The sequence below is a fragment of the Luteococcus peritonei genome, from assembly GCF_039526385.1.
In the GTDB taxonomy this organism is placed as follows: Bacteria; Actinomycetota; Actinomycetes; order Propionibacteriales; family Propionibacteriaceae; genus Luteococcus; species Luteococcus peritonei.
Window position 1 is genome coordinate 17,451 of record NZ_BAAAIX010000001.1, and the last position, 14,663, is coordinate 32,113.

The window sequence follows — 14,663 nt, forward strand, 5'->3', positions numbered from 1 at the left end:
GGGGATGCGGGCCCGTTCGACGCGTGCTGCGATCAGGCGCCGAGCTCACCGGCGAAGTCGCCGTCCTCGAGGCGACTCTTGACCGCCGCCAGGAAGAGGGCTGCCTTCGCACCGTCGATCAGGCGGTGGTCGTAGGTCAGCGAGAGGTACATCATGTCGCGCACCGCGATCACGTCCGCACCGTCCACGTCGAGCACGACGGGGCGCTTCACCAGCGCGCCGGTGCCCAGGATGGCCACCTGCGGCAGGTTGATGATCGGGGTGTCGAACAGGGTGCCGGCCGAGCCGTAGTTGGTGATGGTGAAGGTGCCACCACCCAGCTCGTCGGGGGTCACGCTGTTGCTGCGGGTACGCGCGGCCAGGTCGGCGATCTTCTTGGCCAGGCCGGCGATGTTCAGGTCGCCGGCGTCCTTGATGACCGGGACCAGCAGGCCCTTGTCGGTGTCCACCGCGATGCCGATGTGCTCGACGTCGTGGTAGGTCACCTGGTTGTCCTCGATCGTGGCGTTCACGAAGGGGAACTGCTTGAGGGCCTCGATGGACGCCTTGGTGATGAAGGGCAGGTAGCTCAGCGAAGCACCCTCGCGCTTCTTGAAGTCGTCCTTGTGCTGCTTGCGCAGCTGGGAGATCTTCGTGAGGTCCACCTCGACCGTCGCGGTCAGCTGGGCCGAGGTCTGCAGCGATTCGGTCATCCGCTTGGCGATGGTCTGGCGCAGGCGACTCATCTTCTCGGTGGTGCCGCGCTTGCTGGAGTCGGCACCCTTCGGGACCTGCGGGGCGGCAGCCGGAGCAGCCGGGGCGGCAGCGGGAGCGGCGGCCGGGGCCGGAGCCTTCTTGGCCTCGGCGGCGGCGATCACGTCCTGCTTGCGGATCCGGCCACCCACGCCGGTCCCGGTGATCTCACTCAGCTCGACGCCGTTCTCGGCGGCCAGCTTGCGCACCAGCGGGGTGACGTAGATGCCCTCGTCGGAAGCCTTCTTGGCAGCCGGGGCCGCGGGAGCGGCGGGGGCAGCCGGGGCCGCGGGAGCCGGAGCAGCGGCGGGAGCCTCGGCCTTGGGAGCCTCGGCCTTGGGGGCCTCCTCCTGCTTCGGGGCCTCCTCGGCCTTGGGGGCCTCCTCCTGCTTCGGCTGCTCGGGAGCCGCGGCGGCCTCCTCCTGCTTCGGCTGCTCGGGAGCCGCGGCGGGGGCGGCGGCCTGGGCGGAGGCGTCACCGATCACGGCGAGCACGGAACCCACCTCGGCCACCTCGTCCTCCTTCACCCGGATCTCCAGCACGGTGCCGGCGACGGGGGAGGGGATCTCGGTGTCGACCTTGTCGGTGGAGACCTCCACCAGCGCCTCGTCGGCCTCGATGCTGTCGCCGACCTCCTTCAGCCAGCGGCTGATGGTGCCCTCGGTCACGGACTCGCCCAGCGCGGGCAGCGTGACCTCGGTGCCCTGGGCAGCACCGTCGGCGGGAGCCGCGGCGGCCTCGCCACCGGCGGGGGCCTCGGCGGCCGAGGGATCGGCCGGGGCGGCCTCGGTCTCGTTCACGGCCTCCTGCGAGTCGACGGCGGCCTCGGCGGGCTGCTCGTTGTCGACCGGCTTCTCGGTGGAGGGGGTGGTGGGGGCTGCGGCGACGTCGGCGCCGGCCTCGGACTCCTCGCCGATGACGGCGAGCACGGCGCCCACCTCGGCGACGTCGTCCTCGGCCACGCGGATCTCGAGGACCACGCCGGCAGCCGGGGAGGGGATCTCGGTGTCCACCTTGTCGGTGGAGACCTCGACGAGGGCCTCGTCGACCTCAACACGGTCTCCGACCGCCTTCAGCCAACGAGAGACGGTGCCTTCGGTGACGCTTTCACCAAGGGCGGGAAGGGTGACTTCGGTCGCCATGAGGTTGGGGCTCCTTTGCAGATCCACGGATTGTCCCGGCCAGACTATCCCCCTGCGGGGCTTGTCACACATCCCCCTGCGGATCGGGACGCGCGCGGCGCCGGCGACACCGACGGGGCGGCACCCCGCGGTGCCGCCCCGTCGTAGCGAGAAGGCGTCAGTCCTGCAGCGAGCGGGCCAGCTCCACCAGGGTGCGCACCGAGGCGCCCGTGCCACCGTTGGGCACGTAGTCATAGGGCTGCTCGCTGTTGAAGGCCGGTCCGGCGATGTCCAGGTGGGCCCAGGCGGTGTCCTGCGCGACGAAGCGCTGCAGGAAGGCGGCGGCCGTCATCGCACCGCCGTAGCGCGAGCCGCCCGACTTCAGGTCGGCCACCTTCGAGTCCAGCTCGCTGCGGATGTGCTCGGGGATCGGCAGCTGCCAGAAGTCCTCGCCGGCCACCTCGGCGGCGTCCAGCACCAGGTCGGCGGTGGCATCGTCCGAGGTCATCAGCCCCGCGGTGCGCAGCCCCAGGGCCACCATGCAGGCGCCGGTCAGGGTGGCCACGTCCACCACCAGGTCGGGCCGGTCGGTCTGGGCGCGGGCCAGCGCGTCGGCCATCACCAGGCGGCCCTCGGCGTCGGAGTTCACGTTCTCCACGGTCTGGCCGCCGTACATGGTGATCACGTCGCTGGGCCGGTAGGAGCTGCCCGAGGGCATGTTCTCGGCCATCGAGGCATAGCAGGTGACGTGGACCGCCAGGCCCAGTTCGGCGATGGCGCGGGTGGCCGCCAGCACCGCCGCAGCGCCGGACATGTCGCACTTCATGGTGTACATGCCCTCGGCCGGCTTCAGGTTCAGGCCGCCGGTGTCGAAGGTGATGCCCTTGCCCACCAGCACCAGGTGGTTGCGGGCGCCGCGGGGCTTGTAGTCCAGCCGCACCAGGCGCGGCGGACGGGCCGAGCCGCCGCCGACGGCCAGGATGCCGCCGAAGCCCTGCCGGGCCAGCTCCTTCTCGTCCAGCACCTCCACCTCGATCTTCGAGCCCTTGGCCAGATCCTTGGCCTGCTCGGCGAAGGTCTGGGGGTAGAGCAGGTTCGCCGGGGTGTTCACCCAGGTGCGTGCGGTCAGCACGGCGCGCGCCACGGCCTCGGCATCGGCCAGCACCTGCTTGGCCTCTGCACCGGAGACGGCGCTGACCACGCTGAGCCGCGAGACCCGCTGCCGGGGCTCGCTGCCCACCTTGGTGAACTCGTCGGCGCCCAGCACCGCGCCCTCGATGGCGGCGCGCACCGTCTCGGGCTCGTCGGTGGACAGGTTCACCGCGACATGGACCGGCGCCTCGCCGCTGCGGCCCAGCAGGGCGCGCACCGCGGCGCCGGTGCTGCGGCGCACCTGTTCCGGGGTGGGCTCGTCCTCGCCCAGGCCCACCACGGCCAGCGCGGTGTCCAGACGGGGAAGCAGGGTGACGTGACCGGCCCTGGACTCGGCACCCAACGAGCGGGCCAGCTCCAGCACGCCGCCGAAGGGCTTGGCCGCCTTCTCGGTGGCGGAGCCGACGCCCACCAGCCGGGGCTCGCCGCCCTGCAGTCCCACCACCACGTGGTCGGCGCCGGAGGGGACCTGGTTGACGATCTCGATTGCGGGGAGCTGGGTGCTGGGCACGGAGGGCCTTTCGACGGTCAGACGGTTACCTGAGCGAGGCTAGCCCAGCGCGCCCGAGGGCCCAAGGGGACTGTCGATGGCAAATTGGCGTCGGCTAGCCTGTGTCGAACGAGAACCTTTCGCGGTTCGGGCGACGCTGCCCGAATTGTGCCGTTGGGCCCACCGGACGCCGAAAGGCGATGACTGAGGAGAGAGATGACCGAGGAACTGCTGCGCTCCCCGCTCCACGAGCGCCACGAGCAGGCCGGTGCCAAGTTCGCCGAGTTCGGCGGCTGGTCGATGCCCCTGGAGTATGCGGGGGGCGGGGTGATCGCCGAGCACCACTGCGTGCGTGACCAGGTGGGCATCTTCGACGTCTCCCACCTGGGCAAGGCCCGGGTCACCGGCGAGGCCGCCATCGACTTCCTGAACCGCTGCCTGACCAATGACCTGCACAAGGTGGGCCCGGGCAAGGCGCAGTACACCATGCTGTGCAACGAGCAGGGTGGCGTCACCGACGACCTGATCGCCTACGTGAACTCCGAGACCGACATCTTCCTGATCCCGAACGCGGCCAACACCGCCAAGGTGGTGCAGGTGCTCGCGGACCGGGCCCGCGCGGAGGTGAACGACATCCAGGTGGTCAACCAGCACCAGGACTTCGCCGTCCTGGCGGTGCAGGGTCCGAGTTCGGAGGCCCTGCTCAACGACCTGGGGCTGCCCACCGACATGGACTACATGGCCTTCCGCGTGATCGAGCGCGAGGGCTGGACCATGACGGTCTGCCGCACCGGCTACACCGGTGAGAAGGGCTACGAGCTGGTGGTCCCCACCGAGCACGCGCTCACCGTCTGGGACGAGGTGATGGCCGCCGGCCAGCGGCTGGGCATCCGTCCCTGCGGGCTGGGGGCGCGCGACACGCTGCGCACCGAGATGGGCTACTCGCTGCACGGCAACGACATCAGCCCCGAGATCAATCCGGTGGAGGCCGGCCTGTCCTGGGCGGTGGGCTGGAAGAAGACCGAGCCCTTCCTCGGCTCCGACGTGCTGCGCGCCATCAAGGCCGAGGGGCCGGCCCGACGGATGCGCGGCCTGCTGGCGCTGGGGCGCGGCATCCCGCGGCACGGCATGTCCGTGGTGGACGACGAGGGTTCTGTGATCGGTGAGGTCACCAGCGGCACCTTCTCGCCCACCCTGAAGCAGGGCGTCGCCCTGGCACTCGTGGACGCCGCGGTGGAGCTCGACGACGAGGTGGGGGTGCAGGTGCGCAACCGGGTGGAGCGCTTCCGCGTGGTGCGCCCGCCCTTCGTGACCCCCGAGGTCCGCGAGGGCTGAGGCGGGACCCCGTCAGGCCCGGGCGGCGTCCTCGCGACGCAGGTCCTGCACCAGCAGGGCGCCGCCGAAGGCCAGCACCAGCGCGCCGGTGCCGATCACCACGGGCTGCGAGATCCGGGCCGAGTGCAGCCGCTGCTCATAGCTCTGCACCTCGTCGGTGCCCATCTGGCCGAAGCCGTTCTTGTGGCAGACGTCACCAGGGTGCATCTCCACCCCGCGGCAGCTGACGTCCGGGCTGGCCACCCGGACCACCCCGAGGACCAGCAGCGCCAACCCCGCCAGGGCCAGCAGCAGGTGCGCGGCCCGGCGCCCGGTGAGCCTCACTCCGCCTCCAGCGACATCGGTCCGTAGACCAGGCGGTCCTCCTCGAACAGGCTCACCTGGGCCACGCCCAGGTCGGCGAGCTCCTGGTAGTACTCGGCCAGCCAGGCCTCGGCCATCGCCTGGTCCTCGAAGCGGCGGCCGATGCCGGCACCTGCAAGATCATCTTCGGTGGCCTCCCCGGCGGGGGAGAGTTCGGCGGTCCACAGATATCCCATGATCAACTTCTCCTGGTCCTGGTCCGGCGGCCTGCTCAGTAGGACTCGCCGCGCGCGATCGCGGGCTGGGGGCGACGCAGGGCGCGCAGCGTCATCATCCGGTTGATGATGTACATCATGATGCCTCGCTGCTTGACCAGACCGCGCTCGGCCAGCAGGCGGGTGTACCCGCGCCAGACCACGACGATGTTGAGGATCCACAGCGCGAACAGGCCCAGCATGGCCAGTGAGGTTCCGGTCACGACAGCCTGGTGGCGGCCGCCGGCCAGCGAGATGGCCATGATCACCAGCATCAGCGGGATCGTGAACTCCGTGATGGTCCATCGGGCGTCGACGTGGTCGCGGGCCAGACGCCGCTCCTTGGTGTTCTCCACGGCGTCCAGGTTGCGCAGCCGGGCGTCGCGGGCGGCCTCGCGCTCGGCGCGCTTGGCCTCCTTCGGGCTGAGCTGGGGGTGCAGACGCGCCATCCTGGCCGCTTCGGCCTCGGCGCGGGTGGGGGTGCGGGTGCCCTTCTTGCGCGGCTGGCGGGAGGCGGTGGCTGCCTGGTCGAGCGAGGGGTCCTCGACGGTCTCGGTGGCCGCGGGGCCACCGGCCAACCGGGCCTCCGTGGCCCCGCCGCTCCTGCGGGCCGCGCGGCCCTGCTCGGTCTTGCCCTGCTCATAGGGTCGGAAGAGTCCCACGGTGTGTCCTCGTCGTCTCGGGTCGCCTGCCGGTGCCGGCGTGATGGGGACATGCTAGTGCCCGGTGCCAGCGGCCCGGTCGCGACGGTCTCCCCGGCCACTCCCACCACAGCGGCTGTGAGATTTCTCGCTCGGGCCCGGCCGAAGGCGGCCCTGGGGACGTGACCAACCGGTCATTGTTCACCTTTCCATACACCTGCTGTTCACCTTGTGGTTCGTTCAAACCCTGCCCGTGGGTTCACACTGGCTTCGTGACTGTAGAACTGCTGCTTCTCGTGCTGGTGGTGGCGACGGCGATCGCCTTCGACTTCACCAACGGTTTCCACGACACCGGCAATGCGATGGCCACCTCCATCGCCACCGGGGCCCTGAAGCCCAAGACCGCCGTGACCCTGTCCGCGATCCTGAACCTGATCGGGGCCTTCCTCTCGGTGGAGGTGGCGCTCACCGTCACCAATGCCGTCGTGAAGATCCAGGACAAGACCGGCGCCCCCAAGAGCGAGTACCTCGCCAACCACGGCCACATGCTGCTGATGATCGTCTTCTGTGGACTCGTCGGCGGCATCGTGTGGAACCTGCTGACCTGGCTGCTGGGCCTGCCCTCCAGCTCCTCCCACGCCCTGTTCGGCGGTCTGGTGGGCTCCACCCTGGTGGCTCTCGGCGCCGGCGGCGTCAACTGGATGGGCGACGGCCACAAGCTCGACGGCGTGGTGGGCAAGGTCGTCCTGCCCGCCTTCGCCTCCCCGGCCGTGGCTGCCCTGGTGGCCACCTGCGGCACCTGGCTGGTCTACAAGATCACCGAGGGCGTGGCCGAGCGCTACAAGGAGTCAGGCTTCCGTTGGGGCCAGATCGGCACCGCCTCGCTGGTCTCGCTGGCCCACGGCACCAATGACGCCCAGAAGACCATGGGTGTGATCACCCTGGCGCTGATCGCCTACGGCACGTGGACCGACACCACCTCGATCCCGTGGTGGGTCAAGGTGGCCTGTGCGGTGGCCATCGCGCTGGGCACCTACATCGGTGGCTGGCGCATCATCCGCACCCTGGGCAAGGGGCTGGTGGAGATCAGCTCCCCGCAGGGCATGGCTGCCGAGGCCTCGTCCGCTGCCGTCATCCTCACCTCGAGCCACCTGGGCTTCGCGTTGAGCACCACCCACGTCGCCACCGGCTCCATCCTGGGCACCGGCCTGGGCAAGCGCGGCGCCGAGGTGCGCTGGGGAGTGGCGCTGCGCATGGTGCTGGCCTGGTTCATCACCCTGCCCAGCGCCGCGCTGGTGGGGGCCCTGTGCTACCTGGTGGGGGACAACCTGCCCGGCTACCTCGGCGTCGCCGCGGTCTTCACCATCCTGCTGGTCACGGCCGGCTGGATCTACGCCCGTTCCCGCAAGGCCCCGGTGAGTGCTCACAATGTCAACGACGAGTGGGAGGCCGCCCCGGCCGCCGCACCCGCCGTGGGCAGCACCACCGCCACCACCGAGTCGGCTCCGGCCGCCCTCTGAGAAGGAGCACGACGATGGCCAACATGCTCTCCATGTTCTTCAGCGCGATCGGACAGGTGCTGCTCATCGGCCTGCTGGTCGGCGCCGGCCTGCCCGCCCTGTTCAGCGTGGGCATCAAGGCGATGGCCTACGGCGTCGGCGGCGACGCCGAGATCAGCCACGAGAGCGGACACCCGGTCGGCAAGGTGATCGGCTACCTGTGCTTCGCGCTGGTGCTGGCCTGCATCGCGCTGGGCATCTCGATCGTGGTCTCCTCCGGCCTGGGCTACAAGGTCAGCTTCGAGAACGTCTTCCCCAGCTTCGTGGAGAAGTGATGAACCGCCTCGACCGGATCATCGGCTGGCTGCGCGCCGGCTATCCCAAGGGGGTCCCGCAAGGCGACTACATCGCCCTGCTCGGTGTCCTGCACCGCGAGCTGACCGACACCGACATCGAGAAGGTGGCCCTCAAGCTGCGGGCCACGGGGGAGTCCGGCATCCCCGAGGACGTCAGCGAGGAGCGGATCCGCGAGATGATCCGCAGCCGGATGCTGCAGGAGCCCACCGAGGCCGACGTGCGTCGCGTCGCCGCCCACCTGGCGGCCGGCGGCTGGCCGCTGGCGGGGCTGTCCGCCGAGGACCCGCAGGGTGCGGCCGAACGAGCCCCGGACGGGCCCGTGAGCTGATGTTCGGCTACATCGAGCGGGCCGTGGACTGGCTCAAGGCGGGCTATCCGCAGGGCATCCCGACGGGGGACTACATCCCGCTGGTGGCCGTGCTGAAGCGACGCCTCACGCCCGAGGAGATCGCCGAGCTGGGCACCGCCCTGGACCGCAGTGGCATGCTGCCGGCCGACCACGTGGACGTGGGCAGCGGCTACATCAAGCTCACCGACGAGGTGCCCAGCATCGAGGAGCTGGAGAGGGTCACCCGCAAGCTCCACGAGGGCGGCTGGTGGATCGAGGACCCGCGCTGGCGCGAGCGCCAGGCCTGAGCCCATCGGCGAGACCACCCACGGGTCCGTCCCGTCCGCCACCGCGGACGGGGCGGACCCTGACTCTTCCCCCACGCCCTCGGCTGAACCCGTCGCAATCGCTGGGTTGCGGGACCTTCTGCCCCTAGGCTGGTCAGCGACTGCCGCGTCGGCCTCAGGTCGGCGCCCCACGACCGGAAGGACCACCACCCAATGCCCGGCATTTTCCAACGCCTGTCCACGATCTTCCATGCCAAGGCTGACAAGGCCCTGGACCGGGTCGAGGACCCCCGTGAGACGCTCGACTACTCCTACCAGCGCCAGCTCGACCTGCTGCAGAAGGTGCGCCGCGGCGTCGCCGACGTGGCCACCTCCCGCAAGCGCGTGGAGCTGCAGGCCAGCCAGCTGAACAGCGAGGTCGACAAGCTCAACCTGCAGGCCCAGCGTGCCCTGGAGCAGGGCCGCGAGGACCTGGCCCGCGAGGCGCTGACCCGCAAGTCCGGGCTGCAGCAGCAGCTCACCGACCTGCAGACGCAGCACGCGCAGCTGCAGGGCGAGGAGGAGAAGCTGGTGCGCGCCTCCACCCGGCTGCAGGCCAAGGTGGACGCCTTCCGCACCCGCAAGGAGACCATCAAGGCCACCTACTCCGCCGCCGAGGCCCAGACCCGGATCAACGAGGCCTTCAGCGGCATCTCGGAGGAGATGGGCGACGTCGGCCTGGCGATCCAGCGGGCCGAGGACAAGACCCAGCAGATGCAGGCCCGTGCCGGTGCCATCGACGAGTTGCTGGCCTCGGGCGCCCTGGAGGATCCCTCGGGCACCTACAAGGACGACATCACCCGTGAGCTGGACCAGCTGGCCTCCTCCTCCCAGGTCGAGAACGAGCTCGCCGCCATGAAGGCCAAGGTCAGCGGCGAGATCACCGGTGGTCCCGCGCAGCCGGCCGGCGCCATCGAGCCCGGCCGTCCGACGCAGCAGGCCGCCCCGGCGGCGCAGCCGCAGGCAACCGCCCGCCAGTCCGAGTTCAGCGAGGCCGAGGAGGACCGGGCATGATCATCCGCATCCTGGGCGAGGGCCAGTGGCGCCTCGACGAGTCCGCCATGGACCAGCTGAACCAGCTCGACGACCGGGTGGCCGCCGCCATCGAGGCCGGCGACCAGGGCGCCATGCAGGAGGCCCTCGGTCGCCTGCTGGACCAGATCCGTGCCGGAGCCGAGGTGGCCGACGACGAGCTGGCGGAGTCCGACCTGGTGGTCCCGGACGCCTCCGCCACCCTCGACGAGGTCCGGGCCCTGCTGGAGGGCACCGACGAGGGGCTCATCCCCGGCTGATGCGCGTCGTCGTGGCCTGCGGGGCCTTCACACAACTCACCTCCGCCCAGACCGGGGCCGCGCTGGCCCGGGCCTGGGCGGAGCTCGGTGCGCGGTGCGCCGTGGTGCCCATCGGCGAGGCCGGGGCGGGCTTCGGTCAGGCCTGGGCCGACCTGGTGGGCGCCGAGCCGGCCGGGCTGTGGCAGCTCGACGGTCTGCAGGCCGAGGTGCACCACCGTCCGGCCGACGGTTCGCTGTGCCTGGCACTGCGCCCCGAAGCCCTCGCGGAGCAGGCGGTGGACGCCGCCAGTTCGCACGCTGCCGGGGCCGCCCTGGCACGTGCCCTGGCCGACCTCGGCCCCGCCGGCGGTCCCCGGCAGGTGCTGCTGGAGATCGCCGAGGGCGCCTGGCACGACGGGGGAGCGGGCTTCCTGGCCGCCCTGGGTGCCGAGGCCGATGTCCCCCTGGACCAGGGGGTCGCCGCGCTGTCCGGCATCACCCGTCTGGACCTGGCGCCCGTGCGCGAACTGCTGGCCGGGGCCGAGCTCCATCTGGTCACCAGGGGCGAGCAGGCCGAGCGCCATCTCACCGGGCTGCGCGGGATCACGTCGGTGCGTGGCCATGCCCGTGGTGACCATCCCGGTCAGATGCTGGCCATCGACCAGGCCCTGGTGGACCTGGCGGGTGCTGCGGGCGTCCCGGAGGCCGCCACCGCTGCCGGCGGAGGAGCCGCCGGCGGCCTCGGCTTCGCCGTCCTCGCCCTGGGTGGGCGGGTGAGCCAGGGGCCGCGGCTGTGCGCCGAGCTCTCCCGGCTGGCGCGCAGCATGGGCCAGGCCGACCTGGTGGTCACGGGCTACGACCAGCTCGAGTTCGGCACCAAGGGGGGTGACCTGCTGCCCGAGGTGACCGAGCTGGCGATGCAGGCGATGAAGCCGGTGGTGGCGATGTCGCGTCGCAACTGGATCTCCGCGCGCGAGCTGCGCACCATGGGCATCGAGGAGGCCTACTCGCTGGCCACTCCCGACCAGGTGCTCGACGAGAAGGCCATCACCGAGGCCTCCGCCGCCTCGGCCCGTACCTGGACCTGGTGACGGGGGCGTCCGTCGGGGCGCTGCCGAGACTTTCCCCGGCCAGTACCGTGAGAGGTATCGTTGAATTCCCGGGCAGCGGGAATAGCCAGCGGAACCGCCGGCGTTGAACAGCTGAACTTGTCCGTCCAGGAGGAACCATGACCGATATCACCATCCAGCCCACCACCACCGACGGCATCGTGCTGACCGACGGCGCCGCCGCCAAGGTGAAGGCCCTGCTGGAGGGCGAGGGTCGCGACGACCTCGCGCTGCGCGTGGCCGTGCAGCCGGGCGGTTGCTCCGGCCTGCGCTACCAGCTCTTCTTCGACGAGCGCCAGCTCGACGGCGATGTCGTCAAGACCTACGGCGGCGTCAACGTGGTCACCGACAAGATGAGCGCCCCCTACCTGTCCGGTGCCACCATCGACTTCGTCGACACCATCGAGAAGCAGGGCTTCACCATCGACAACCCGAACGCCCAGGGCTCCTGCGCCTGCGGCGACTCCTTCCACTGAGTCGGTGAGGGGTCCCCGGACCCCTTGTCCACCACGTGAACCACCCCTCATCCCGTCGTGTCGAGCAGATGCGACGGGATGAGTCTTTTGCGTTAGTCTTTGGGCAGAAACCAGCCGGAACGGCCGCGCCGTGCCCTCGTATGAGGCATCGGGTGTGGTCAGGCAGGTTGCAGGAGGGGTGGCGAGCCCCACTCCCCACGGGGGAGACCGAACACGGTGGAAGGGCGAAGACGTGGGTCGTGAACTCAAGCAGTGGCGCCGCGGGTCGATGAGGACCGCTGCGCTGGTACTGGGCGGCGTCGCGCTGCTCGGCCTGACGGCGTGCAGCCCGGAGCTGCAGTCCCAGGCCGCACGAGTGGGCATGGTGGCGCCGGCGTCCGACCGCGCGCACTACATGAAGGACCTGTGGGTCGGTGCCTGGATCGCCTGCGCCGTCATCGGCGCCCTGGTCTGGGGCCTGATCTTCTACGCCATGTGGAAGTTCCGCAAGCGTCCCGGCAACGAGGTCCCGCACCAGACGCGCTACCACGTGCCGCTCGAGGTGCTCTACACCATCGTGCCCTTCCTGATCATCGGCGTGCTCTTCTTCTACACGGTCAAGGCGCAGAACGGCGTCAACGCCAAGGTGGAGCAGCCGGCCCACACCGTCAACGTGGTGGGCCAGAAGTGGTCCTGGACCTTCAACTACATGGAGAAGGACAACCCGGCCATCGGCGCCACCGTGCACGAGGTCGGCACCATCGAGAAGATCCCGGACCTCTACCTCCCGGTGAACAAGCCGGTCCGCTTCAACCTCACGTCGGCCGACGTCATCCACTCGTTCTGGGTCCCGGCCTTCTACTTCAAGCTCGACGTCATCCCGGGCCATCCCAACAGCTTCGACCTGACGCCCACCAAGACCGGCACCTTCGACGGCAAGTGCGCAGAGCTCTGTGGCACCTACCACGCAGCCATGCTGTTCACCGTGCACGTGGTGAGCGAGGAGGAGTACAACGCCTACGTCAAGGGCCTGGCCGCCAAGGGCCAGACCGGCGAGCTGACCGGGCCGGCGAACCCCTCGGCCCTCCCGGTTGCCACTCCCAAGGAGGAAGAGAAGTGACCACCGTCTCCCGCACCACCTCGGCGCCCTCGGTCCAGGTGCGTCGTCGTGAGCACTCCATGGGCAAGCTGTTCATGGACTACTTCACGACCACCGACCACAAGAAGATCGGGCGGCTGTACTTCATCACCAGCTTCATCTTCTTCGGCATCGGCGGCCTGATGGCCTTGGCCATCCGCGCCGAGCTCGCCAGCCCGGGCATGCAGTTCATGACCCACGAGACCTTCAACCAGATGTTCACGATGCACGGCACGATCATGCTGCTGATGTTCGCGACGCCGGTCTTCGCAGGTTTCGCCAACTACCTGATGCCGCTGCAGATCGGCGCCCCCGACGTGGCCTTCCCGCGCCTGAACATGTTCGCCTACTGGCTCTACCTGTTCGGCTCGCTGATGGCCTGCGCCGGCTTCCTCACCCCGGACGGTGCCGCCTCCTTCGGCTGGTTCGCCTATGCCCCGCTGTCCAACTCGGTGAACTCGCCCGGTTACGGCGGCGACCTGTGGATCATGGGCCTCTACCTGCTGGGCCTGTCCTCCATCCTGGGCGCGGTGAACTTCATCACCACCATCCTGTCGATGCGCGTGCCCGGCATGACCATGTTCCGGATGCCCATCTTCACCTGGAACATCCTGATCACCTCGATCCTGGTCATCCTGGTCTTCCCGGTGCTCGCCGCCGGCCTGCTGGTGCTGGCCGCGGATCGCAACCTGGGCTCCCACATCCTCGACCCGGCCAACGGTGGCGCCATCCTGTGGCAGCACCTGTTCTGGTTCTTCGGTCACCCCGAGGTCTACGTGCTGGCGCTGCCCTTCTTCGGCATCATCACCGAGGTGCTGCCGGTCTTCAGCCGCAAGCCCGTCTTCGGCTACTCCGGCCTGGTCTTCGCCACCATCTCCATCGGTGCCCTGTCGGTGGCCGTGTGGGCGCACCACATGTTCGTCACCGGCGCGGTCTCGCTGCCCTTCTTCAGCTTCATGACCTTCCTGATCGCGGTCCCTACCGGCGTGAAGTTCTTCAACTGGGTCGGCACCATGTGGGGCGGCGCGATCAGCATGACCGCCTCGATGACCTTCGCCGTCGGCTTCCTGACCACCTTCCTGTTCGGTGGCCTGACCGGCGTCATCCTGGCCAGCCCGCCGCTGGACTTCAACGTCTCGGACACCTACTTCGTGGTGGCGCACTTCCACTACACGCTGTTCGGCACCGTGGTCTTCGCGATGTTCGCCGGCTACTACTTCTGGTGGCCGAAGATCACCGGGCACATGCTCGACGAGACGCTGGGCAAGATCCACTTCTGGCTGCTCTTCATCGGCTTCCACACCACCTTCCTGGTGCAGCACTGGCTGGGTGTCGAGGGCATGCAGCGTCGTATCGCCGACTACCTTCCCGGTACCGGGTTCACCTTCCTGAACCAGGTCTCCACCTTCGGTGCCTTCCTGCTGGGCGTCTCCTTCCTGCCCTTCCTCTGGGCGGTCTACAAGTCCTTCCAGACCCCGAAGGTCGCGGTTGACGACCCGTGGGGCTGGGGCCGCTCGATGGAGTGGGCCACCAGCTGCCCGCCGCCGCGTCACAACTTCACCAGCCTGCCCCGCGTCCGTTCGCCCTACCCGGCCTTCGACGCCAACCACCCGGATCTCGCCGGACACGAGACCGGCTTCCAGGCTGCCGTCGTGCAGTCCGAGGACGCCGAGGCCACTGCCACGAAGGGAGCCCTGCGATGAAGGTCGAGCGGGACATCTTTGGATTCCTCGGACTCTTCTACCTGGTCACCGGCCTGGTCTACTTCTTCGTCTTCGCAAAGAACGAGTGGGTGGGCCTGTTCGTCCTGCTGCTCTCCGCGGGTCTGTCCTTCATGATCACCGCCTACCTGTGGGTGATCGGTGCGAAGAACGACACCCCGCTGTCGAACGAGAAGGATGCGGAGATCGCCGACGGTGCCGGTGCGCTGGGCTTCTTCCCGCCGCACAGCATCTGGCCCTTCTGGGTGGCCGTCGTGGCCTCCCTGATGCTGCTGGGCCCGATCTTCGGCTGGTGGATCTCGATCCTCGCCTTCGGCGCCGGCATCTGGGCCGTCTGCGGCTGGGTCTTCGAGTTCTACCGCGGCGACTACGCCCACTGAGCACGAACCTGCACGACGGGATCGGGCCCCGCACCTCACGGTGCGGGGCCC

General features: G+C 69.7%; 17 protein-coding genes. 12 read left to right on the forward strand and 5 right to left on the reverse strand.

Annotated features, from left to right (window positions below):
• Window positions 1-32: 32 nt before the first annotated feature.
• Window positions 33-1,874, reverse strand: coding sequence for a 2-oxoglutarate dehydrogenase, E2 component, dihydrolipoamide succinyltransferase (gene sucB / locus ABD073_RS00100; RefSeq protein ID WP_343871660.1), 1,842 nt, complete (start codon window positions 1,872-1,874; stop codon window positions 33-35).
• A gap of 157 nt (window positions 1,875-2,031) precedes the next feature.
• A complete protein-coding gene (locus ABD073_RS00105) occupies window positions 2,032-3,516 on the reverse strand; it encodes a leucyl aminopeptidase (protein ID WP_343871661.1) in 1,485 nt (494 codons plus the stop codon).
• A 195-nt stretch (window positions 3,517-3,711) separates the two neighbouring features.
• Here ABD073_RS00105 and gcvT point away from each other — a divergent pair, with 195 nt between their 5' ends.
• The gene (gene gcvT / locus ABD073_RS00110) at window positions 3,712-4,830 is read left to right on the forward strand and encodes a glycine cleavage system aminomethyltransferase GcvT (RefSeq protein WP_343871662.1); all 1,119 of its coding nucleotides are present in this window, start codon (window positions 3,712-3,714) and stop codon (window positions 4,828-4,830) included.
• A 12-nt stretch (window positions 4,831-4,842) separates the two neighbouring features.
• On the opposite strand, the gene ABD073_RS00115 is transcribed toward gcvT, so the two are convergent.
• Genes ABD073_RS00115 through ABD073_RS00125 form a run of 3 tightly spaced genes read right to left on the reverse strand, consistent with a single transcriptional unit; the run spans window position 4,843 to window position 6,049 of the window.
• A complete protein-coding gene (locus tag ABD073_RS00115; protein WP_343871663.1) occupies window positions 4,843-5,154 on the reverse strand; it encodes a hypothetical protein in 312 nt (103 codons plus the stop codon).
• On the reverse strand, window positions 5,151-5,369 hold the full coding sequence (locus ABD073_RS00120) for a hypothetical protein (RefSeq protein WP_343871665.1): 219 nt from the start codon (window positions 5,367-5,369) through the stop codon (window positions 5,151-5,153). Before ABD073_RS00120 ends, ABD073_RS00115 begins: the two co-directional genes overlap by 4 nt.
• A 35-nt stretch (window positions 5,370-5,404) precedes the next feature.
• Window positions 5,405-6,049 (reverse strand): DUF3043 domain-containing protein, encoded by a 645-nt coding sequence (locus ABD073_RS00125; RefSeq protein ID WP_343871666.1) that lies wholly within the window; start codon window positions 6,047-6,049, stop codon window positions 5,405-5,407.
• A 251-nt stretch (window positions 6,050-6,300) separates the two neighbouring features.
• Between ABD073_RS00125 and ABD073_RS00130 the strand changes: the two genes are divergently transcribed.
• The 11 genes from ABD073_RS00130 to ABD073_RS00180 all read left to right on the forward strand — a co-directional run bounded on the left by ABD073_RS00130 (window position 6,301) and on the right by ABD073_RS00180 (window position 14,612).
• Window positions 6,301-7,548, forward strand: a complete 1,248-nt coding sequence (locus ABD073_RS00130; protein WP_343871667.1) for an inorganic phosphate transporter — start codon at window positions 6,301-6,303, stop codon at window positions 7,546-7,548.
• Between the two features lie 14 nt (window positions 7,549-7,562).
• On the forward strand, window positions 7,563-7,862 hold the full coding sequence (locus ABD073_RS00135; protein WP_343871668.1) for a hypothetical protein: 300 nt from the start codon (window positions 7,563-7,565) through the stop codon (window positions 7,860-7,862).
• Complete coding sequence (locus ABD073_RS00140) at window positions 7,862-8,212, forward strand: DUF3349 domain-containing protein (RefSeq protein WP_343871669.1); 351 nt, start codon at window positions 7,862-7,864, stop codon at window positions 8,210-8,212. Before ABD073_RS00135 ends, ABD073_RS00140 begins: the two co-directional genes overlap by 1 nt.
• Entirely contained in the window at window positions 8,212-8,520 is a 309-nt protein-coding gene (locus ABD073_RS00145) for a DUF3349 domain-containing protein (protein WP_343871671.1), read from the forward strand. Before ABD073_RS00140 ends, ABD073_RS00145 begins: the two co-directional genes overlap by 1 nt.
• A 192-nt stretch (window positions 8,521-8,712) precedes the next feature.
• On the forward strand, window positions 8,713-9,552 hold the full coding sequence (locus ABD073_RS00150; protein WP_386751643.1) for a PspA/IM30 family protein: 840 nt from the start codon (window positions 8,713-8,715) through the stop codon (window positions 9,550-9,552).
• Window positions 9,549-9,830 (forward strand): PspA-associated protein PspAA, encoded by a 282-nt coding sequence (pspAA, locus tag ABD073_RS00155; RefSeq protein ID WP_343871672.1) that lies wholly within the window; start codon window positions 9,549-9,551, stop codon window positions 9,828-9,830. The genes ABD073_RS00150 and pspAA overlap by 4 nt, the downstream gene beginning before the upstream one ends.
• Window positions 9,830-10,900 carry a glycerate kinase gene (locus ABD073_RS00160; protein WP_343871673.1) on the forward strand — a complete coding sequence of 357 codons (1,071 nt, stop codon included), beginning with the start codon at window positions 9,830-9,832 and terminating at the stop codon, window positions 10,898-10,900. The genes pspAA and ABD073_RS00160 overlap by 1 nt, the downstream gene beginning before the upstream one ends.
• A 137-nt stretch (window positions 10,901-11,037) precedes the next feature.
• Window positions 11,038-11,394, forward strand: a complete 357-nt coding sequence (locus tag ABD073_RS00165) for a HesB/IscA family protein (protein ID WP_343871675.1) — start codon at window positions 11,038-11,040, stop codon at window positions 11,392-11,394.
• A gap of 232 nt (window positions 11,395-11,626) precedes the next feature.
• Entirely contained in the window at window positions 11,627-12,493 is an 867-nt protein-coding gene (gene ctaC, locus ABD073_RS00170) for an aa3-type cytochrome oxidase subunit II (RefSeq protein ID WP_455429798.1), read from the forward strand.
• Window positions 12,494-12,552: 59 nt separating this feature from the next.
• The gene (gene ctaD, locus ABD073_RS00175) at window positions 12,553-14,214 is read left to right on the forward strand and encodes an aa3-type cytochrome oxidase subunit I (protein WP_343871773.1); all 1,662 of its coding nucleotides are present in this window, start codon (window positions 12,553-12,555) and stop codon (window positions 14,212-14,214) included.
• Entirely contained in the window at window positions 14,211-14,612 is a 402-nt protein-coding gene (locus ABD073_RS00180; protein ID WP_343871676.1) for a cytochrome c oxidase subunit 4, read from the forward strand. Before ctaD ends, ABD073_RS00180 begins: the two co-directional genes overlap by 4 nt.
• The last annotated feature ends 51 nt before the right edge of the window (window positions 14,613-14,663 follow it).